Genomic DNA, 20,927 nt, shown 5'->3' with positions numbered 1-20,927 from the left:
TTTTTTATTTCCAGTAAATCAATGTGGTGTCGGTTTTTCCTGCTTCATTCAGAACCACCTTTTCATTTGAAAAAAACCGTCTGACTTCTGCCTGATAAAAAGTTTTGTCCCCTGTTCTCAATACCTCAGGATCTTTAATGTCTTTTTCTCCGTATTGCTTCCGGAGCGAATTGCGTACTGCAGGAGGCAGGGATGACCAGGATATTTCCCGCTTTTTCTTCAGAATGCTTCCCGAGGAATCAAACAGAGCCTTATAGTCATTATCCCCTATTTCAAATTCTACTTCATAGGTTTCTTGAAACTGGCTGAATTCAGCATCGGTGGCTTTGGGATATTCGGCCCAGAATTCATTCAGCACAACAGAGGGTACCTCTGCGTAAGGATAATCATCGTCGTCGCAGGACAACAACAAGTTGCTGAGAAGAATTAATAAGAGATGTCCATACTTCACTTTTTGTTCTTTCCTGCTAAAATGGGAAAGGAAACTGGAAAGATTTGGGAACTTTAAAAGTCTATTGTAAAAATGTGGGTTTGATCGTGAAAAGTATAGGTGAGGTCCAGGTCCATTTTTTCGGCAATGGCTTTAGAAATTGCAAGACCAAGACCTGTAGAATCTGCTTTTTCGGCTCCTTTAAACCTGCTGAAGATCTTATTTTTTTCAAGGGCTGCTTTTCCGGGGTTTTCAAATTTTATTGACCTTGAGGAAATGATGACTTTGACAACAGTGCCCGAAGGGGTGTGAAAAATGGCATTTTTGAGCAGGTTTGAAATAAGCATTCCGGCAAGATCTTTACTTCCTTGATGTTCAATACTGTTTTCTTCAGCAAGCACTATTTTCACCTCCCGGTGGGCCGCATAATCCTGAAATTCCGTAATGATCTGTTTGGTCAGGCTATTCCAGTTGATTTTTTCTTCTTCTGCAAATTGCCTGTTCTCGATCCTTGAGAGCAATAACAGGGACCTGTTAAGCCGGGTAAGTCTTTCCAGGCTTTGCAGAACCGTTCCCAGTTCTTCCATTTGTTCTTGTGATAATTCGGCATTTTCGGCCATTAGCTCCAGCTTATTAATACTAATGGCAAGCGGGGTTTGCAACTCATGCGACGCGTTTTCAATGAATTCTTTCTGGCTATTGTAGCTTTCAACAGATTTCTTCAGCAGGCTGTCTACCCGTTCATTAAGAAGGCGGAACTCATCTATTTTCGTTTCCTCATATTTAATCGTCCGGTCTTTTTCAATACTGAAATTTTCCAGGCGGCGAAGAAGTTTATAGAAAGGTTGCCAGGCCTTTTTCTGAAAATAACTGTTAAGCAACACAATGGTCAAGATAAGGCCGAGATATAGCCACAGGAGGGAAAAGAACAATTCCTTGCGAAGATCATCCTCTTCCACCATAGAGGTTATTACCTTTATTTTGTAGAAGGAGCCGTCCTGCTGGAAGACACTTTCTATAAGGCGTACCGGCTCGTATTCATCTTCGTTTTCCATGTACATGAGCGTGTCGCGGTAAGCATCTGTAAAGTCACGGCCTATTTGAGGAGTAGTGGGGGAAATGATATAATTTCCATCTTCAAAAGCGCTCTTTTCAAGCACCGATGGATCCTGTCTGGCTTTTCTAATCACGAGCATTTTTTGGTTGTCAAGACCGTCATCCATACTGTCATAGATCTCATCCAGAATCTCAAAGTAAAAGATGAGTGCCCAGAGTGCCAACAAAAAAACCAGGATCACAGCAAAATAGGTAGTAGTAAAATTGAGAAGTTTCATGGAACGAGGAGCTTATAACCTATTCCATAGACAGCTTTTATTTCCGGTTCTGCCCCTGTATCGGATAGTTTTTTTCTCAGGTTTTTGATCTGGGAATATATAAAGTCAAAATTATCTGTCTGGTCGATATAATCTCCCCAAACATGTTCTGCCAGCGCAGATTTACTTACCAGGCGGTTTTGATTGGTGCACAGGTAAAAAAGCACATCAAATTCTTTTCGGTTGAGCTCAAGGTCCTTATCATTTACGGCAACTGTATGACTATCGATATTTATTTTCACATTGGCTACCTCCAGGAAATTGTTCCCTTCAAATTTACGCCTGCGAAGAACGGCTTTCACTCTTGCATTGAGCTCGGCCATGTGGAAAGGTTTAGGGAGATAATCATCGGCGCCAAGTTCCAGGCCTTCGACCTTATCGTCGATCGAATCTTTAGCCGACACTATAATGACCGAATCGCTGTAGCCTTTCTCTTTGAGGGTTTTTAGAATTTCAAGTCCGTTACCATCCGGAAGGCTTATGTCCAGCAGGATACAGTCGTAATCATAAACTCCAATTTTGGAAATAGCTTCTTTATATGTAGCTACAGGTTCCACCAGGAAGTTTTCCTTTTCCAGGGTGGTCTGCATATTTTGCCTCATATCTTTCTCGTCTTCAATAATCAGGATCTTCATGATTCGAAAGTAGAATTGAATTTGGGAAACATTTAGGATTCCTGCTGAGATCTATTCCTAATTTCTTCCAGTTTTGGCGCCTTACTTCGCATAGAATTTAAAATAACAAGTTATGAAAAAAGAAATTGTATCAGCATTTTTTGCATTGTTCTCTATTGGTATGTTTGCGCAGACAAGTACCGGAAACTTACCGGGAACAGCCCAGAATTTTATTAAGCAACATTTCTCTTCAGTCTCTGTAACAGGAGTAGAGGAGAACAGCAACTGGAAGATATGGGAAGATGAGAAATACGAAGTGAAGTTAGCAAATGGAATCGAGCTGGATTTTGATGAGAATGGAAATATTATTGAGATCGACAGCCAAAATAATGAAGCACTTCCTATGACTGCTTTACCTGCAAAAGTAGCTTCTTATTTACAGGCCAACCATGCAGATGCAGAGGTAATTGGATGGGAGAAACAAGATAAGGAACAGGAAGTGGAACTCGCCAGTGGTATCGAAGTGGAATTTGATGCACAGGGGAATTTTAGAAAATTGGACTAAATTCCACTGGAATATTTTTAATAAGAGGCTGCCAAAAGGCGGCCTTTTTCAATGTAAATTGTTTTTCAATCTTATCTGAAGATTCTTTTGAACCAATACTTGGGTGGCCGGGAAAGTATTTTTCAGCTAAATTGGAAACCAGGTAAAAACTTCTTGAGACATAATTTCAGATTATATTCTTTTTCTGAATCGCCGTTTTAAAACTTCAGAAAAAATAATAATTCTTTTAGTGGCGGTTGGAACCGTTAGGGGAGTGAATATTTAACAATTACTAATTTAAGTTTGGACGGCCCCGGTATGGCGGGTAAAATTTGATTTGCATCTCTTCCTCAAAATTGAGGTCTCAATCTCTTCATGTTTAATTTAACATTCCTGTTTATTAGTAAGTTAAGCTTAGCCCAATGGAAATGCTTTTACTCTGAATAGTAACTAAATTTAAGATGGAATTTTAAGTTTATTAAAATGTGCCGGTGCATTTTATACTTCTTTTTTTGCAGCATTAGCTGTTATAGCCAGATCTATACGGGAATTGCCATAGATCCTAATAAAGCTTTTGGGATCATTGACAATCCCAGGACCGAAGAAGATCACCGCGGGCTTCATTTCGATATCGAAGTGGGATTAATTGAAAACGAGTTTGCTTTTTACGTACTCTTCGGAAAGTTCAAGCAGGCAAATTACCAGAAACTGGCTTTGGGAGCCGACTACTTTTTTATACAAGACAACAGGATCGAAATAGGAGTAGGAAGCAGTGTTTCCAATATTTGGAAAAAGCAAGGGGATAATTCAGAAACCTCCACCTATTTTGGCTGGCTGGGACGCCTTACAGGGATCTTTTGGATCAATTCAAAACTTGGACTGGTGGGGCATTTTCAATATCAGAGCCGGCCCGACCTGGAAGTAACAGGAATCGTGGAAGGAAAAATTGGACTGAGGTATTTTTTTAGAAAATGATCCTATCTTCTGTTCCTTTTCTTGATCTTTTAGTGGCTGCAGGTTAAAGCTTAAGAGAAGTTTTTCAAATTCAATCCCGCATTTCGGTAATTATAAATTCCGGCTCCATCCATTCCGAATAAGTGCCATCGGCATTGACTTTCCTGAATTTGCAAAAATTTTCGTCAAAGCTGTACTCGTAAAGAACTTTGCCTTTACTGTTCAATACTCCTTTCTGGGGCGTGTGTTTAATTTTTATTTTCCAGCTTTGGCGGGTGCCGGGCATGTTGAACAGCAGGTATTCGGGGTAGATCCCGGTCCTCTCGAATTCTCGCATGCCGCCCTGTACGTGTTTGATTTCCAGTTTTATAAATCTATTCTAATTTAACCTGTCCTCCTTTAGTGTGGCCTGAAAAGATCGGGAAATTTTCAGGTATTTACAATGCCGGTACAGCCGGGAAAAAGCATTCCGGAAGAAGAGCCTTAAAAATGTCATTTTTGGAAGGGCTTGTTGAGATAACGTTACTTAATACGATTAACTGTTCTTTTAGGAGGAGCAGTTAAAGTAGCGGAAGGATAGGCAGTAGGTTTAAATTAAACGGAAGAATTAGCTTACCTTATAAGAGGTAAATTAAAAATAAAACGGCATGATCGAGAAGGAAAAAGATCTTGAAAAGAGGAGTGTGCGGGAGGTGTTTGAAGATCACCTGGCACTGGCTCAAAAAGGGGAACTGGAAAAGGACCTTGAGCGGAATTATGCTCCAGATTCTGTTCTTCTTACCAACTATGGGGTTTTCCATGGGAGAAAGGGGATGAAAGAAGCGGCAGAACTGCTGGAAAGCCAATTACCGGGAGGTAATTACAATTACGAATTGAAACTTTGCCATGACGAGATCTGTTTTCTGCATTGGACAGGCAAATCGGATATTTCAGTAATACCTGATGGCGCTGACTCCTATTTAATAAAAGAAGGTAAAATTAAGGTGCAGACAATTTATTATCCCGTAGAAAAGGTGCCTGAGTAATAGAATAATAATGGCTTTTTTTGCAGTAAATACGTCAATATTTAAACCACTCATCTCACAGGCTTTTTCTCCACCCGTTACCAGCAGCAATCCTAACGTGGCGGTTATGACATTTGTCTAATACGGCATTATTACTCCCACGCCTATTCTATCTATCTTTATTTGAAGTAAATAGAAGAACTATGTCTGAAGAAAAAGTGCTGAAAACAATCAATCCCGCGACGGGTAAGTCTAATTAAAACCGGATTTGAAAGTTCCGGTTTTTTATGGCTGTAAATTATAAAGCCCATAATGTTTTGAAAAATCTGGTTATGAATTATGAGGTATCCAATAACCTCTGTAAGTTTTATTTAACCTCATACAAGCTAGTAACTAAGACTCCTTCAAAACCGGGAGATGGTACCGATAATAACTGTTTCTCTTTCCTGGTTTTAAAATTAAATGGTGGGGCGGAAAGTCTCACGCCACTTTGTTTTTTTAGCCTGATTCCCTGTCCCGAGATAATATCTTTATTGGGTTCAAAATTTTCTTCGGGGAGATGCTCGGTTAAAATAACATATTTAAAAGCATATAATTTTTCTACCACACTTTTGATTTCCGCATTTGATAAATGCTGCAAAACCTGTCTTAGCACCACGCAATCTCCCAAAGGCAATTCATCAATCGCAATATCCAAAACCCGGAATTCCAGATGATCAGCTTTATATTTCTCTTTATTATGTGCGATAAGTTCCGGTACTATATCCAGTGCGATATACTTCCTGGTGTAATTTACCAGTTCTTTGCCAATATTGAAATCCCCGCAACCCAGATCGCAAACAACTGGGGGAGTTTCAAAACCTTTTAAGAAAGCGGATACTACAGCTATGTATTGGTCCACAGTTTCAGGATCATGGGAGCCTAAACCCGAGTAGAATCCGGATTCGCCAGCACCCCATAAATTGTTTTCATAGATCTGCACCATGGCGTCTTTGGTGGGCCAGGGCTTCTTTATTTTTTTATTTTTTGACATTAAAAGAACAGAATGGGTTTTTCACTTGAGGGAAATTTGTAAGCTAAAATAAGACATTCTATCTCGAACCCTGAACATACATAAAGACCTTTTTAAAAACCAAAAACCAAAAACCAAAAACCAAAAACCATAAACAATAAAATGGATAAACGTGAAATAATTTCAGAAAAGGAAATTTTGTTCTCATTACTAAATCAATCCTCATATTCCCATTTAATTGTATAATTGCTTTATGATAAAAGCAGTAATTATTGACGATGAGATTAATGCGCAGGATCTACTGGAGAAAACCCTTAACAGGTACTTTCCTAATAGATTCAATATTGTAGGGAAGTGCAATTCGGTAGATTCCGGGGTGCTTGCTATCAGGGAACATCAGCCCGAGCTGGTTTTTCTGGACATTCAAATGCCAGAGAAAAATGGTTTTGAATTGTTTAAATATTTTGAGGTCATAAATTTCGAGGTAATCTTTACCACTGCCTATAATCAATTTGCCATTAAAGCGATTAAGCGCAGCGCGCTGGATTATTTACTGAAACCTATTAACCATCTGGATCTATCTGAAGCTGTAAAAAAGTTTGAGCGTAAGAACCAGGGGAATTTCGCCCAGAAAAAATTGTCTTTATTGCTTGAGAATCTCAATGTAAATGATCAAAATGTAAGCAAGATCGCTTTTCCTACCCTGGAAGGATTTGAACTCATTCATGCCAACCAGATCTTATATTGCAAAGCTGAAAGTAATTACTGCTGCATTAAAAGGATTGACGGCTGCAGTAAAACAGCCACCAAGACCTTAAAATATGTGGAAGAAATACTGCCAGACACATCTTTTATAAGGATACATAAGACCTATGTTATAAACCTGAATTATGTGGTGAGGTACCATAAGGCAAATAAGGAAGTGGAATTGACCAATGGAGAAAAACTTCCTGTTTCACATAGAAAAGAAGAAGAATTTATCAATGCCATTCTGCAAAATCAATAAACCTGTACTTCTCCTGTTTTTGTGGGTAAACATGGCGTTTCCCCAAAACTTTCCCGGTAAAAATTATACTGCAGCCAACGAATTGCCTAACAACGCCGTGAGGTCTTTGTTGGTTGATAGCAATAATATTCTGTGGATTGGGACTGAGAACGGAGTGGTGAAAAAGGAGAACGATATTTTTACCTACTTTTTTGAGGAGGACGGCCTGGCTTTAAACAGCTGTTGGGCCATTGCAGAAGACAGGAATAAAAAATTGTGGTTTGGAAGCTACGGGGAAGGAGTCAGCATCTATGACGGATTCAAATTCAGGGTAGTTTCAGAAAAAGACGGTTTGGTTCACAATGAAATCACCACCCTCTTTCCCCATGGGGATTATATGTATGTGGGGACCAGCAATGGGGCTTCAAGGATCGACATCAATACCTATAAGGTACATTCCTTCAAAATTCCTTCTAAAGAAGGACTTTTTAGGGTGCAGGGTTTTTTTGAATACAGGGATCAAATTTATGTGGTGACCTATAATTCAGGAGTTTTTAAAATTGTTCAAAAGAACAATGTGGCAGCGATGGTTAAGGTGAATGACCATGAATATATCTATTCCGTGCTGGTGGATAATAACAGTATTTATAGTAGCAACAAAGGTTTTTTTACAAAGAATGATCTTGCTGAATATGTGAGTGAGAAGGACCCTGTTCCGGCAAAAAAACTGGGACATTCTATTATCTGGGATCATGTCAAAACTGCCGGGAATAAAATATTTGCGGCTGCCTGGGGTATATACGATACTAACGGCGGAATTTATGAAGTGGTAAAGGACCGGATGGTTTCCAGGGCTTCAGAATTTAATATTTTGAGCAATAAAGTTATTTCCCTGGCTTATGATGCAAGGTTTGAAAAACTATATATAGGAACCAAAGATGCCGGACTGTATGAGATCAATTTAAATCCTCAAATAAAGATCAATGCGATCCATGGAAAAAACATTCTTGGATTTGCCGAAACCGAAAACACTTCTGCAGTATTACTGAACGACGCGCTCCTTTTAAAAAATTCCGGGAATGACGATAAAATTTCCCTGGATCAATTTAAAAAATGGCAGGAGGAATATGTCTTAAACACCAAATTACCACTTCCAAAACACACGGATCATTTTTATGAAATGGATTATTCCACAAAGGCCGGGGATATCAGTTTTTATGACATTAAGGTGTTTCAGAATATTTACTGGTTAAATACTAATGTCGGAATATTTGCAATAAATGATTCGGGGGAATTGAAGCGTTATTTACCCCTGCATTCCGAAGAGATTAATTTTACTGAAGCGGGTAATCTAATAGAAACAAATCCTTATGGCGGCGTAAGACTTTACAGGGATCTGGACGCTTTTAAATACACTTATTTTACACCTGAAGATCCCCACACGCCAACCATGGTAGTCAATAGTTTGCGACAGGGCAGTAAAACCTATTTTCTTTCGGTTTTCTCAGGTCTTTACGTGTGGGAAAACAATGGGTTTAAGTCTTATCTTGATGATGGGATCTGGAAAGAAAAAAAATTAAAACATATTACCCCTTTAGAAAATAATATCGCTGTTTCCAATGAATTTGGGGATGTATTTATCGTAAACGATAAAGCTGAATTTAAAGTTCTTAAGAAGATCCCGCGGGCAAAAATCCAGGGTAATTCCATTTCGTTTCTGAAGCAATATCGGGGGAGTTTAATTATTGGGACAGAAAAGGGGTTGACGCTTTACAAGGATCACCGCTTTATATTCCTGGATGAGGAACAAGGACTAAAACAACCCTTATTGAGTGCCGATGTAGATCACAATAAATTATCTATTGGCAGCGAAAATGGGTTTTATAGTATAGATCTTGAGGTGGTAAGTAATCCTGAAGCATTGGTAGATGAAGTAAAACTGAAAGAAGTTTTTATCAACAACGATAAAACTCCTTTGGGAGAATTTGTCAACAAGGAGGAATTGGAGTTGCCGCACAATGAAAATACCCTCTTGTTTAAACTAAGCACCAACGCACATCCTTACCCGCATAAACTAACTTATCAATACCAATTAAACAAAGATGACAGCTGGAGCCTTCCTTCGCCTAAACCTGAAATATTCCTGCCTTTTTTACCTGCAAAAAATTATGATGTCGCGGTAAAAGTGTTGGATAAAAGTACCGGTCTAAGTCATACCCAGTCGCTTTTACACCTGGCCATACTTCCGCCATTCTGGAAAACCTGGTGGTTTGGATTAGCGGTCATGAGCCTTATCATTATGTTGGTTTACAGTGTTTATAGGCTACAAATAAGGCAAACCAGGAATTTTGAAGTACAAAAAGGATTGATTCAGAAACGCTTTGAAGAGACCAAAATGGAAGCCTTACTGGCCCAAATGAATCCGCATTTTATTTTTAATGCCATGAATTCCATTCAGAACTATATCATGGACAGTGATATAGACAATGCCAGCAGCTTTTTAAATGACTTTGCCAAATTGATAAGGCTAAATCTGGATCACTGCACCAAACCCAGCATTCTTTTGATCGAAGAAATTGAGTATCTGCAATCCTACATTCGGGTGGAGAATACGAGGTTTAATAACAGGATCAAAGTGATATTTGATGTAGATCCTTTAGTTGATGTCTACGATGTGGAAATCCCCACGATGCTACTGCAAACCTTTGTGGAGAATGTTTTTGTTCATGCTTTTCCGCCGGGGATCACAGATCCTACATTAAAAATTTCTTTTAAGTCGCTTTCAGAGAACCTCTTACAGTGCAAAATTGAAGACAACGGAATTGGGTTTGCCACTAATAAGGGTAACAAACTGCATGAATCCAAGGGGATCACTCTGGTCAATGAGCGTTTATCGTTGCTTGGTTATGACGTTGAAAAAGCAGTGCAGGTAAATTGCCAAAAAGATAAAGGTACTACTGTCATACTTAAATTACGGGTCTAATGTTCTTATTCCTGTTGCCTGCCCGCCGTTGCCTGTTTCCTGTTATGCCCGTTGCGGGGTCTATTACATCATACTCTTAAGAGATGTATTCCATCGCGATGAATGAGGCAATTCCTAATTTTGATATAACAAAAACAGGTGAGGTCGTCCCAGGTCCCCAATTGAATATTGAACCAATTCCCATTTAACCTATTAACCAATTCCTTGGTTACGTTTACTTTGAAATTCCATACGTTTACTAAATCAGCTCCTCCTGCACCTGGATAACCTCTAAATTTGCGGGAAATTAATGATGTTACAGATGTACCATCTACATAGAAATTGCTCCCGGTTTAAACATTTATGTAGGGTAACGTGTTTTTCTGGGGGCTTTTTTTATTGTACAATGTTGATTGTCGATACATTTCTATTCCCAGACCAGGGATTTTCGAATCAATGAAAAAATTATTACCCCTTTCCCAGTTAACTCCAATTTCTTTTCCTCACTCTGGATTGGAACCGTGATACCACTACAATTTGTAGATTTCCTGTTTCAGGATTATTGGAACCTAATTTGAGGTAGAATTCAGAACTGTCACCACCCCACAAGTTCTTTTTATATACCTGCGCCATGGCATTTTTGGTAGGCTAGGGGCGGTTTTTTTTGTTTTTTGTCATTTAATGGTAGTCAAAAAGGACATTTTTGAGAGATTTTTTTGCAAAGCACCAAAATTACAAGTACCAAATTCCAAATACAAGTTTCTCCTGATCTTGAATTTGAATTCTAATTCTAATTCTAATTCTAATTTGAAATTCCTTTGCCGTCAGTTCGAGTGATTTTTACAGGAGCGGAGCGGATGAAAGAATTGTATCGAGAACAGAGGCGACATTGAAATTTCCGTCGTTCTCGATACATCCCGATAGCTATCGGGACACTCGACCTGACGGAGGAGAACCAGTGCTCCCACATTGATGAAAACACTCGAACTGACGGGAGCATTGAACTAATGAGAGGAGAGTAAAGAATGTTATGAATAATTTCATTCCGCTGAAATTTTTGATAAGATCCTAATTCCGCTTTTTTTCATAAGCTCTCCGGCACTAAAGTCCAGGCAAATATCCGGAGGAAGTTTTTACCTACATTTGACGCTCAAAATATTATGAAAAGAGCTTTAGAAAAATATAGAAATAGTGCTTTTGGCAGGTATGTTATTCGCAATCAAAAGTACGCTCCCATCCTTTTTTTTATGGGGGGTTTTATTTTTGATACCTTGACCTTAGGGCGAATAGATCGGGTTTATGATACGCTGGTACTTTGCTCGCATATGACCTTATTATCCATAACGCTTTATTTGTATAATACAGTGGATGAAGACAAGTGGGAAGGTACTTTCATCAGGCGTTATTCCGAATATTTTCCGCTAGTCATACAGTTCTTCTTTGGCGCACTTTCAAGTGCTTTTGTTATCTATTTTTTCAGAAGTGTATCCATGTCAAAAACCATGTTTTTTTTCATACTGCTGGTGCTGCTCTTATTTGCAAACGAGTTTCTTAAAAAGAAGATATCCAATAAATACCTTCAGTTTAGCGTCTATTTTTTTATAAGCTTTACCTTTTTCGCTTTTATGATTCCCACGCTGATCAAGGAAATGAACACCTTTATTTTTATCATTTCGGGACTTGTAAGTTTGGGGAGTACGCTGGTCCTCATCAGGTTTATTTACAGGTCAAGCCCGGGCACGAGAGCTGAGATAAGTCTGAAAAAACTGATAAGTCTTATCCTTTCTATCTATATAACGATCAATGTTTTTTACTATTTCAATCTTATTCCCCCGGTGCCGCTGGCTATGGATACCGGATTGGTGGCTCATGAGGTGCAGAAAGTAAATAACAAATACATAGTTACTTACGAGAAGAATCCATGGTATGTATTCTGGCGTAAACATGACACCAATTTTCATCGTCAGGCAGATCAAAGAGTTTATGTGTTCACTTCTGTTTTTGCACCTACAGATTTAAAAAAGTCCATTTTTCACAGGTGGAAATGGTATAATCCCGAAACCGAAAAATGGGAAGAAACTGATGATATTGGCTTTGAAGTTGCCGGTGGTCGTGGTCGTGGTTTTCGTGGATATACCTATAAAAATAACCTGAAGGAAGGCCATTGGAAAGTTGAGGTAATTACAGAAGAGGAACTAATACTTGGGGTTGTGGATTTTGAGATTAAAAACACTTCTGAACCTCATGAAGAAGGAATGACAAAAGAATCATTTTAACAACTGTTTCCTTCGCCGTCAGTTCGAGTGGCTTTTGGCCTGCAGCGCAGGCAGAAAGGTGTATCGAGAACCGAGGCGAGATCCGGAACTCCCGTCGTTCTCGATACAAAATCGTACTCGCTACCACTCGTCCAATTTCACTCGAACTGACGGTTTTGAAAATCGTATCGAGGACCGGCTCCCTTGTTCTCGATACATCCCGATAGCCATCGGGACACTCGAACTGACGGGTATTCAAAAATGGCATTTTTGGGAGGTAATTTTTAAATTTCATCAATCTTGAATTTTAAATTTTGAATCCGCAATTGAACCGCCGTCAGTTCTAGTGATCCCGAGGACTCGGAATCGTATTGGGAACCGAGGCGATTACCGTAAAACATTTTATATGGTATAGATCTGGCTGCCATACGCGGGGATATTCACTTGTCCTGTCCAGGCTTTATCATCGGTGACTTTTTCTTCGGTATTCATTCCGTCGACGGGCATTTCCGAAAAATCCTCGTCATAACCTTTCCAGGCACTATTGAATCTCAGCTTCCAGTCTACATCAGGTTCGATTCCAATGCCATAATTCTCGTAATCCTTATTGCCAAAATTGATGATCACAAGCACCGGCTGCTCATTTTCCCCGGGATTGGTGCGCTTATAGGCGAGTATTTTTGTTTCCTGATTAAGATGTAAAATTTCGGTTTCCTGGCCTCTCAAGCCTTCAGTAGCCCCAAATTCGCCGGTCTTTAATTTAAAAAGGTCTGCTGCCAGCCGGGTGATTCCCTTCATGTTCTCAAATTTTCCCCAATCCAGGCCTTCATGATCCTTAAAATATTCGTCTTCTAAAAATTCCTGACCCTGGAAGATCATTGGAATTCCGGGAGCCGTCATTACCAGTACCAGGCCTATTATAGATCTTTTCTTTGCAAAGGCACTCTCAGCATTCCCGGGATGTATCTCCTCGGGGACGCGGGCCTTTCCGTTTGCTACTTCATCATGTGATTCGGTGTAAATGACCCGGGAAAAAGCATCATGGCCATATCGATAGGTAATTGCATTGGCAATGGTCTCCAGGTCTCTGGCGTCATCTTCAGGATTAATCAAAGCCTCTCTTATGGGGTGCACAAAATGAAGGTCCCATTGCGCTCCATAGCCAATTCCCCCGTCTTCTATCTTGTTCGTAATGAGGTCCTGCCCTTTAAGATCTTCGGCTATAGTAAGTACTTTAGGGTACTTGTTCCTTATTTCAGTATTTATGTCGCGCATTAGGATAAGGCCTTCAATGATCTCGGTATCAAATCCCAGACCGCCCCCTTCATACCTTATATAAGAGGTCGCATCCATTCTGAGTCCGTCACAGTGGTATTTCTCGATCCACATCAGGGCATTATCCCTCAAATACTGCCGTACTTCCGGCCGACCATAATCGGGGCGTGTATCTCCCCAGGGGGTATCACTCCTGTGGTCATTGTAGAAATAAATACCGCCTTTTCCATTTTCACTCCATCCGTCAAACTGCCAGAGGTCTACATCTGATGGCCCCAGGTGATTATATACCACGTCCATGATGATACCAATCCCATGTTTATGAGCCTCTTTTACCAGGCTGTACAAACCATCGGGTCCTCCGTAATCCTGTTCTATCGCAAAGGGATGAGCGGAATTATAGCCCCAGGAAATGCCGCCGGCAAATTCGGCTGCCGGTAACAATTCTATACAATTGATCCCCAGTTCCTTCAGGTAGCCTAATTTTTCGATGACGTCATTAAAGGTGCCCACCTGGTCTGCCTGTTTTCGGTTGAAAGTGCCCACATGCAGTTCATAGATCACCAAGGAGTTCCAGGAGGGAAGTTCAAAACTATCCCCATCCCAGTCAAAGTCCAGTCGGCGTATGATGGAATTTCCATTTGAGTTGGTTACTTCCGTCGCATAGGGATCATTTCGGAAAAACTTGTCCTCCCCGTTAAAGATCACATACTTGTATTGCTCCCTTTCTTTGGCCTTCTTGGTAACACCCGCCCAATAACCTTCCTCTTCTTTTTGCAGTTCCAGCCCGTCTTCTGCCCAGTCATTGAAATCACCCGCCACAAAAACACGGTCGGCATGAGGAGCCCAGACCCTGAAAGTCACCTGGTCATTTTCCAGGATCGCACCCATACCTTTTGATGCCGCTATAGGTTGCATCACCTTTTCTTCGCTGTTCATGTTATCTTTCTTTGATACTTGTAAATGTACTTCGGTAAGGAATGCTACTGTTTTATTTATGAGGAAATTAACCTTGATGAAAGGTCATAAGCAACGTTTTCTACAATCAATTGGTACAGGTTTTTTTTCAAATCCTGTTAGCCATGTTATACCACGGCGAAACTCTGCTTTTGTTCTGCCTTTCTTCTCAATTTTGGTGACGTATTGAGGATAAACAGAAGCAAATGTAAGATTGGCTATACAGGCATTGTGAGTTTTTGAAGTCTCATGATATTAAATTTGGATCAGTGGGCCTAAGCCTCCATGATCCCCCTCCACCAAAAGTTGTGATTCCATACAAGCCTACAGTCATTAAATTTGATTATACTGTCCGCTTCGGAAAATATAACATCCGAATAAAAAGTTCACAATGAAATACATAATAACAATAGAGGAAGTCCAGACGGTCGATGAGATCAAAGAATTCTGGACAAATGAGGACTATGTTCAATTGCTGGAAAAGTTTGATTATCCCGATGCGGACGATACCGGAAGAGAGAGCTTACGGGAACTACTGTTTATGGCAATAGCCGATTTTGAACCTTCGGAAGCTGCAGGGATTGTGTTACAATACAAACTCGGGGAAAAATTGACTGAAGGTCAAATTGACCAGATCTCCAATGATATGTTAATGGATAAAGTGTGTGAGGAATACCCCGAGATGGAACTGCAGGCTCCATTATTCCATATCAACCAGTTACTTTTTAAGGCATACAACGGCAAATTCCCCAGCTCCAGCGCAACCATTATTAAATGCCTGATTAACTTTCAGGATGAGCCGGAAAAGAACCTTGACAAAGAAATGATCCTAAGAATATTAAATGACGGGTTGTCTGACAGGAATATCGTAAAAAGATTATTTGAAGAACAAATGAAGGGTAATTTAGAATTTCCGGAAGCAGAAAACATTATCTGGGACTTGCAAAATACTGAAAAGGACAAATATAGAATTACCACTTCCGGCAATTTGATAAAAAAGGAGGAAATAATTTCTTCTGAATGGGAAGGGGAATTAACGGTTTCTGAAGTAGCTTCTTAGAAAGCGGGTTTGGTAGTTCCTAACCCCCTCGTATTCTCGATATGATTTCTTTCGCCTTTCGGCTTCAGAAATCACTCGAACTGACGAGGGTTTCTAATAACAAAATCCCGACTATACTAGCCGGGATTTTAGTTTCACATTGTTATGAAATCATACTCCTTTTAATTCGTGGGACAGGTTCCCCAAACTGGTCGGGGTAAGACCCAGTTCGTGGCTTCGGTATCGAAATCTAATGGCTCGCTCGAAACATTCGTAACACACCATTTAGAGAGATCTTGATTAAAAAAATGTGCATCATAAAACATAGAATCCATTGACAGCACGTTCCCAGTATTCCAAGTACTGATATCCCCATTGAAATTTGTGGCACCACCAAACATTGACGACATATCTGTAACATTTTCAACATTCCAACCTCCTATATTTTGGTTAAAAGCATACGCCAAGTTGAACATAAACTTCATATTTGTCACCTTCCCTGTATCCCAATTGCTAATATCTCCGTTGAAAACTCTTGCGCTTCTGAACATATCCTCCATAATAGTAACATTTGCGGTGTTCCATTGTCCAATATTTTGATTAAAGGAATAGGCCCTAGAGAACATATACCTCATATTAGTAACACTCTCGGTATTCCAATTTCCAATGTCCTGGTTGAATGACTGCGCGCCCGAAAACATTCCCCGCATGTTTGTCACATTACTGGTATCCCAACCTCCGATGTTTTGGTTGAAAGGAATTGCATTACCAAACATAGAACTCATATCCGTCACATTTCCAGTCGACCAATTCCCTATGTCGGCATTAAATGAATAGGTGCCAGCAAACATACCCGACATATTGGTCACATTTGCCGTGTTCCAACCTCCTATATCCGTATTAAAATACCACGTACCTCCAAACATTGATCTCATATTGGTCACATTTTCTATTCCAGCAGAGCTTGTTGGAACTGACAGGAGGTTTTCTGCTCTATAAAAAGCATAGGAAAGATCAACAAAACCTACATCTCCCCACGATACTACTTCAATAAGTTTATTTCTCTCGTAATAATTACCACCATAATTATAGGTATCATAAGCCGTCACTGTACCCGTAACAGAAACCGTATAAATTCCATCTACGGCATACGTGTGATAATGAGGACCTGGTCCTGTTACTTCTTCTTTGGCAGTCCCGTCTCCCCAGTCAATTGAGGCGTTTACCGTACCGGCCAAAGCCAGAGCGATTCTTGAATTATAATCTAAGTTAGTATTCCACTTAGTGACAAAAGCACTTGAAACATTATCGTCTGCTACAATAAGATTTGCAGTTTCACTAATTTTTCCCGATTTAGCTTCAATTGTAACTTCACCGAAGGACACGGCGGTTACTAACCCTGAGTTATCGACTGTTGCTATTGCATCATCTGAACTCAACCATTGGACTTTTCGGGACATCACTTCCCCATCCAAATTCTTCAAAACTGCTTCGAATTGAAAAGTTTCACCAACATCAATGGAGGCTTCAGATGGTGAGACAGTTATTTCATGAACTTTTCCACGCCCTACACCTTTTCGGCTAAAGCTGCTTAAAGGTCCGGTTACCGTTTTGTTTTCCACGTCTACCGAACTCCCGGCTAACTGTACCCACTCTCCATTAACAACCGCCAGCAGCCTGAGTTCATCTTCAGCCACACCCACAGGTAAGTTAGCGGGATCGTATTTTATCGTAAGAGTAAGATCCTGCTTAAAATTGTACGGGCTGGGATTAAAATCAAAAAGCGCTCCCGGTACAACATCGGGATCCTGGAGCTCATCCACTACAGGATTGACGGTTATGTTTATATTCTCATCAACAGCACTTTCAGGGATTATCAGGTTCACAAGTCCATCGTTGGTTATAACGACACCTCCCTCTGGTCCAACAATATTTACTGCCCCTTCTTCAATCCGAAATTTTATGGGGAGGGTTCGTCCATCAACCAGGGCAATCGCTTCACCATCTGTAATATTTTTAGCTTCATTTCCATTTTCTGCCATTTGTACATCTGCATGACCAAGTACAGTACCGGCGACCTTTATTTTAATTCTGTATGTTTGCCCTACTGCTGTCCCTGTTTGATCTGTGTGCCAGTTCACCACGTATTGTTCTCCTTCTTCATCTAGCCGAACGAGCTCTGAGCCCGCGTCTCCATTCATTGAAAAAGCAGCATGAAGTAGTTCACTGGTTCCTAATTCATATATTTCAACTACCGGAGCAAGACCAGGGTCAAATGTTCCACTATAGTCCGGAGATTTTACCATAGGAGGCAAAAAATAAAAGCCTTCCTGGCCTCCATGGGCAGCGTCATAAATACCCGGGGTATTTTGGGTCGCAGTGGTATTTTCCTGCAACAGATCCTTTTTTATTAGGTTTTCCTCCTCAGGTAGTAATTCATCAGAATCAGTGTCGCAGCTGAAGATGATCATAGCTAGCATAAGCAGCCAGAATCTTAATTTAAAAGCATCAGAAAATGTTGTCTGACTCTTCCTTACCAGACCGAAAACAGCAGGATTTCCATTTGCAGTGAACCACTTTTTTAATTGTTGAGTTGAGTTCTTCATAATAGTATAGTTTAATGGTCATAAGACCGGAGTTATGATGATTTCTCAGTATAAGTTTTAAAACCTGCAAAAGAGATCAAAAGGAACACTGAAGGGAGAGCTGTTGTTAGGCAAAAGATCTTTTTAAAAAAGACTTCAAATTGTTTTAAAATGAATTCCTGATGTGTAGATCTACTGTATTAAAGATATCCCTATCCTGAAGTTGAAAATTCTCCTATTGTATAAGAGGTTTTTCCGGATTTATATCTGGCGGGTAATTCCGTACTCTTAGAAATAAGTAGTTAATTTTGAGTTCTCTTTAAATTGGATACGCCTCCAATTGATGAGAAGGTTTAACAGCAGGTTTAGGTTCGGGTCTCAAATTCTGCGGAACTGCTCCAGGTTAATCTATAGTTGTCGACTTTCTTAAACACCGAATTGACTTTCGAAAATTCTCCCACTACACGTACAAAAAAGGAACTTGCAATCAGCTTTTGTACTGCAATTCAAAATGTTATGTTCTTCTTTCCATGCCGGAAAAGTTCTACAAAGTTTTGAGTTGACAGACGGAGGTGTACTTCAACCTTCGTATTTTCAAATTTCTTCCTTCACAAAACTTCGACTATTCCTCCCTGTGGTCTGGCTCAGTGTGACATTGGTATAGGCTGTCAGGCTGAGCCGCCGGGAGGCGGGTAGTCGAAGCCGTTTTAGAAGAGAAATTTTGTTAAGGAGCACTTCGACTATTCCTCCCTGTGGTCGGGCTCAGTGGGACATTTGGGGGTCTAATTTCGTACTTCTAAATTCGTCCTTCAAAAGAGATCCTTCACTTCACACCCGCTCGTTCTGAATGATAAGAGAATTTTGGTAGGCAGTGCGCAGTGATAAGTAGGCAGTAGATGTTTAGTGTTTAGTAATAAGTTCAACCGGCAAAAAGTATTGGTCCTGGCTTTTGGCTCTTTATTGAATGCACCGAGAATTTTTAACAAATCACCCCACCCTAATTACCCAATCCCCAATTTACTTATTAACCATTACCAAACCTGAGTAGGATCATATCTCCCCGTAAAAGAGAACTATATTTTTGCATTTTAAAATTTATCATTATGATAGAAAAACTGGCTCAAGGTCTGGAAGGCTCCATGACCTACACGGAATATATGGACCTGATGAAAAAGCTGGTGCTTACCGAAAGCACTTCTGGAGAAATTGATCAGGACCGGGTTGAATTTACTGCTCTGAACTATAAACGCTCCCTGCGGCTGAATAAGACCATTCAGCTTTCGGAAACCGAAACCTCCCTTTTTAAAGGTGTTGGAGTTAAACAGATCTGGCTGCTCATTACCGAATCCTGGTGTGGAGACGCGGCCCAAACGCTGCCGGTGCTCAACAAACTTGCAGAGGCTTCAGAAAATATTGAGCTCAGGGTCGTTTTGAGAGATGAGTATCCGGAACTAATGGACCATTTCCTTACCAATGGCACCCGCTCCATTCCAAAGCTCATTATAATGAATCCCAACCTGGAGGTGATGGCCACCTGGGGACCACGAACGGCTGCAGCTACTAAACTAGTGACCGACTATAAAGAGAAATTCGGCAAGATCGACGCCCAGTTTAAAACCCTGCTGCAAATTTGGTACAATAAGGACAAAGGAGAGAATATCATCAACGAACTTGGAGTAGTAGTACAACAGCTGGAAAAGCAGGAAAGGATTTTGGCTGAGGACTGGGTTTAAATTATGATTCCAAAGACTTCAAAAAAGCTTTTTTTCTGCCGGTAAAAGAGAAGCAATTCTGCCTCCAATGTCGTCTTCTGACTTTTTGCAAAGTCAGGTTATGTCATGTCCTCTGTTTATCTTTTGGATGCAAAACCGTTCCATGAAGAATACTAATAAATCTCGTTCTGAATGACAGGCGGTACTTTGTAATTCGTCGGTCGTATTTCGTACTTCTAATCTCGTACTTCAAAAGAGATTCTTCACTTCGCTGCCGATCGATCTGAATGATAAGGGAATTTCGGTAGGCAGTGGGCAGAGTGAAGTAGGCAGTAAGTGTTTAGTTTTTTATAATTAGTTCAACCTGTAAAAGTCTTGGTACCTGGCTCTTTTTCTAAAATCGTATTTTAAGAGACCACACAACACTTAATAATATGCCGGTAATTAGGTTAGAAACATATATTAAAGCTGAGCAGCAGATTGTATTTGATCTGTCCAGGAGCATTGATTTTCAATCGAAGATCAATAGATCGTCTGATGAAAGAGCAGTTGCAGGAAGAACCAGCGGATTAATAGGCCTGAATGAAACTGTTACCTGGCGGGGGAAACATCTTGGGGTAGTTCAAAGCCTTACTACCAGAGTTACAGAATTCGACAGGCCCGATTTTTTTGCGGATGAAATGGTGAAAGGTGCCTTTAAAAGTTTTAGGCATGAACATTATTTTTCTACCTCGAATGGAGGAACAATTATGAGGGATGTCTTTAAGTTTCAGGCTCCGCTTGGCATTTTAGGTGAGTTGGCAAATAAATTATTCCTCAAAAGCTACATGAGCAATTTTCTAAAGGGACGCAATAGAGTTCTTAAAGATTATGCAGAAAGTGGCAGATGGCGGGAAGTTTTAGAAGGCAGTGATCAGAAAACAGTACGCAGTGGGCAGGGGTGAGTAGGAAGTGCCGAATAATGTAAAGGCTCCTAGTTGATGAATGAACATTAAATCAAAATTGATATATTTTTCTATTAGCAGGTTCTGTTCTTTTTCAGCTCCCTTTAGGGTTGGGGGGAAATGAAAAAGAACAGTGGAATAAATAAATAAACATGCAGTGGGCAGGGGTGAGTAGGCAGTAAGTTTTCAGTGATTAGTGATCAGAAAAAAAATAAATTTTCACTTCTTCCTTCGTACTTTTAATATCTTAATTCAGATTATTTCGGGGGTTGGTCGAAAATT

The 20,927-nt window shown here is 40.2% G+C and carries 17 protein-coding genes; 9 read left to right on the top strand and 8 right to left on the bottom strand.

From position 1 onward, the window contains the following. Nucleotides 1-4 precede the first annotated feature (4 nt). From OU683_RS12625 to OU683_RS12615, 3 genes are read right to left on the bottom strand one after another with little or no spacing between them, the layout of a single operon-like run. The gene (locus tag OU683_RS12625; protein WP_268138841.1) at nt 5-451 is read right to left on the bottom strand and encodes a PepSY-like domain-containing protein; all 447 of its coding nucleotides are present in this window, start codon (nt 449-451) and stop codon (nt 5-7) included. A 53-nt stretch (nt 452-504) separates the two neighbouring features. Beyond that, nucleotides 505-1,764, bottom strand: coding sequence for a sensor histidine kinase (locus OU683_RS12620; RefSeq protein ID WP_268138839.1), 1,260 nt, complete (start codon nt 1,762-1,764; stop codon nt 505-507). Next, complete coding sequence (locus tag OU683_RS12615) at nt 1,761-2,438, bottom strand: response regulator transcription factor (RefSeq protein ID WP_268138837.1); 678 nt, start codon at nt 2,436-2,438, stop codon at nt 1,761-1,763. Before OU683_RS12615 ends, OU683_RS12620 begins: the two co-directional genes overlap by 4 nt. 112 nt (nt 2,439-2,550) lie before the next feature. Here OU683_RS12615 and OU683_RS12610 point away from each other — a divergent pair, with 112 nt between their 5' ends. Beyond that, nucleotides 2,551-2,982 (top strand): PepSY-like domain-containing protein, encoded by a 432-nt coding sequence (locus OU683_RS12610; RefSeq protein WP_268138835.1) that lies wholly within the window; start codon nt 2,551-2,553, stop codon nt 2,980-2,982. A gap of 462 nt (nt 2,983-3,444) precedes the next feature. Beyond that, on the top strand, nt 3,445-3,936 hold the full coding sequence (locus tag OU683_RS12605; RefSeq protein ID WP_268138833.1) for a hypothetical protein: 492 nt from the start codon (nt 3,445-3,447) through the stop codon (nt 3,934-3,936). 70 nt (nt 3,937-4,006) lie between these two features. Here the strand turns inward: OU683_RS12605 and OU683_RS12600 are convergent, their stop codons facing one another. Next, entirely contained in the window at nt 4,007-4,252 is a 246-nt protein-coding gene (locus OU683_RS12600) for a hypothetical protein (protein WP_268138831.1), read from the bottom strand. Nucleotides 4,253-4,562: 310 nt separating this feature from the next. Between OU683_RS12600 and OU683_RS12595 the strand changes: the two genes are divergently transcribed. After that, nucleotides 4,563-4,940 carry a nuclear transport factor 2 family protein gene (locus OU683_RS12595; RefSeq protein WP_268138829.1) on the top strand — a complete coding sequence of 126 codons (378 nt, stop codon included), beginning with the start codon at nt 4,563-4,565 and terminating at the stop codon, nt 4,938-4,940. Between the two features lie 346 nt (nt 4,941-5,286). Here the strand turns inward: OU683_RS12595 and OU683_RS12590 are convergent, their stop codons facing one another. Then, entirely contained in the window at nt 5,287-5,952 is a 666-nt protein-coding gene (locus OU683_RS12590) for a class I SAM-dependent methyltransferase (RefSeq protein WP_268138826.1), read from the bottom strand. A 232-nt stretch (nt 5,953-6,184) separates the two neighbouring features. Between OU683_RS12590 and OU683_RS12585 the strand changes: the two genes are divergently transcribed. From OU683_RS12585 to OU683_RS12575, 3 genes are all read left to right on the top strand, one after another. Further along, nucleotides 6,185-6,937, top strand: a complete 753-nt coding sequence (locus OU683_RS12585; RefSeq protein WP_268138824.1) for a LytR/AlgR family response regulator transcription factor — start codon at nt 6,185-6,187, stop codon at nt 6,935-6,937. A 31-nt stretch (nt 6,938-6,968) separates the two neighbouring features. Further along, on the top strand, nt 6,969-9,899 hold the full coding sequence (locus tag OU683_RS12580) for a sensor histidine kinase (RefSeq protein ID WP_268138823.1): 2,931 nt from the start codon (nt 6,969-6,971) through the stop codon (nt 9,897-9,899). Nucleotides 9,900-11,038: 1,139 nt separating this feature from the next. After that, complete coding sequence (locus tag OU683_RS12575; RefSeq protein ID WP_268138821.1) at nt 11,039-12,154, top strand: DUF2914 domain-containing protein; 1,116 nt, start codon at nt 11,039-11,041, stop codon at nt 12,152-12,154. 381 nt (nt 12,155-12,535) lie between these two features. Here the strand turns inward: OU683_RS12575 and OU683_RS12570 are convergent, their stop codons facing one another. Together OU683_RS12570 and OU683_RS12565 are read right to left on the bottom strand one after the other, a co-directional pair. After that, the gene (locus OU683_RS12570; protein ID WP_268138819.1) at nt 12,536-14,347 is read right to left on the bottom strand and encodes an alpha-amylase family glycosyl hydrolase; all 1,812 of its coding nucleotides are present in this window, start codon (nt 14,345-14,347) and stop codon (nt 12,536-12,538) included. Between the two features lie 84 nt (nt 14,348-14,431). Further along, the gene (locus OU683_RS12565) at nt 14,432-14,587 is read right to left on the bottom strand and encodes a DUF2200 family protein (protein ID WP_268139048.1); all 156 of its coding nucleotides are present in this window, start codon (nt 14,585-14,587) and stop codon (nt 14,432-14,434) included. Between the two features lie 169 nt (nt 14,588-14,756). Between OU683_RS12565 and OU683_RS12560 the strand changes: the two genes are divergently transcribed. Then, nucleotides 14,757-15,425, top strand: a complete 669-nt coding sequence (locus OU683_RS12560) for a hypothetical protein (RefSeq protein WP_268138817.1) — start codon at nt 14,757-14,759, stop codon at nt 15,423-15,425. 161 nt (nt 15,426-15,586) lie between these two features. Here the strand turns inward: OU683_RS12560 and OU683_RS12555 are convergent, their stop codons facing one another. After that, on the bottom strand, nt 15,587-18,010 hold the full coding sequence (locus OU683_RS12555) for a BspA family leucine-rich repeat surface protein (RefSeq protein WP_268138815.1): 2,424 nt from the start codon (nt 18,008-18,010) through the stop codon (nt 15,587-15,589). Nucleotides 18,011-19,092: 1,082 nt separating this feature from the next. On the opposite strand from OU683_RS12555, the gene OU683_RS12550 reads away from it, so the two are divergent. Together OU683_RS12550 and OU683_RS12545 are read left to right on the top strand one after the other, a co-directional pair. Further along, a complete protein-coding gene (locus tag OU683_RS12550; RefSeq protein WP_268138813.1) occupies nt 19,093-19,722 on the top strand; it encodes a thioredoxin family protein in 630 nt (209 codons plus the stop codon). 413 nt (nt 19,723-20,135) lie between these two features. Beyond that, nucleotides 20,136-20,645 carry an SRPBCC family protein gene (locus tag OU683_RS12545; RefSeq protein WP_268138811.1) on the top strand — a complete coding sequence of 170 codons (510 nt, stop codon included), beginning with the start codon at nt 20,136-20,138 and terminating at the stop codon, nt 20,643-20,645. Nucleotides 20,646-20,927: the final 282 nt, after the last annotated feature.

The sequence above is a fragment of the Salinimicrobium sp. TH3 genome (assembly GCF_026676115.1).
Lineage (GTDB): Bacteria > Bacteroidota > Bacteroidia > Flavobacteriales > Flavobacteriaceae > Salinimicrobium.
The sequence above is the reverse complement of the archived record's forward strand: the minus strand, read 5'-3'. Positions and strand labels throughout refer to the sequence as shown.

Coding starts and splice junctions, on each gene's coding strand:
- OU683_RS12580 (WP_268138823.1), top strand. CDS start 6,969: ATGGCGTTTCCCCAAAACTTTCCCGGTAAAAATTATACTGCAGCCAAC.
- OU683_RS12550 (WP_268138813.1), top strand. CDS start 19,093: ATGATAGAAAAACTGGCTCAAGGTCTGGAAGGCTCCATGACCTACACG.
- OU683_RS12600 (WP_268138831.1), bottom strand. CDS start 4,252: ATGCGAGAATTCGAGAGGACCGGGATCTACCCCGAATACCTGCTGTTC.
- OU683_RS12575 (WP_268138821.1), top strand. CDS start 11,039: ATGAAAAGAGCTTTAGAAAAATATAGAAATAGTGCTTTTGGCAGGTAT.
- OU683_RS12570 (WP_268138819.1), bottom strand. CDS start 14,347: ATGAACAGCGAAGAAAAGGTGATGCAACCTATAGCGGCATCAAAAGGT.
- OU683_RS12585 (WP_268138824.1), top strand. CDS start 6,185: ATGATAAAAGCAGTAATTATTGACGATGAGATTAATGCGCAGGATCTA.
- OU683_RS12620 (WP_268138839.1), bottom strand. CDS start 1,764: ATGAAACTTCTCAATTTTACTACTACCTATTTTGCTGTGATCCTGGTT.
- OU683_RS12610 (WP_268138835.1), top strand. CDS start 2,551: ATGAAAAAAGAAATTGTATCAGCATTTTTTGCATTGTTCTCTATTGGT.
- OU683_RS12545 (WP_268138811.1), top strand. CDS start 20,136: ATGCCGGTAATTAGGTTAGAAACATATATTAAAGCTGAGCAGCAGATT.
- OU683_RS12555 (WP_268138815.1), bottom strand. CDS start 18,010: ATGAAGAACTCAACTCAACAATTAAAAAAGTGGTTCACTGCAAATGGA.
- OU683_RS12590 (WP_268138826.1), bottom strand. CDS start 5,952: ATGTCAAAAAATAAAAAAATAAAGAAGCCCTGGCCCACCAAAGACGCC.
- OU683_RS12615 (WP_268138837.1), bottom strand. CDS start 2,438: ATGAAGATCCTGATTATTGAAGACGAGAAAGATATGAGGCAAAATATG.
- OU683_RS12560 (WP_268138817.1), top strand. CDS start 14,757: ATGAAATACATAATAACAATAGAGGAAGTCCAGACGGTCGATGAGATC.
- OU683_RS12605 (WP_268138833.1), top strand. CDS start 3,445: ATGTGCCGGTGCATTTTATACTTCTTTTTTTGCAGCATTAGCTGTTAT.
- OU683_RS12595 (WP_268138829.1), top strand. CDS start 4,563: ATGATCGAGAAGGAAAAAGATCTTGAAAAGAGGAGTGTGCGGGAGGTG.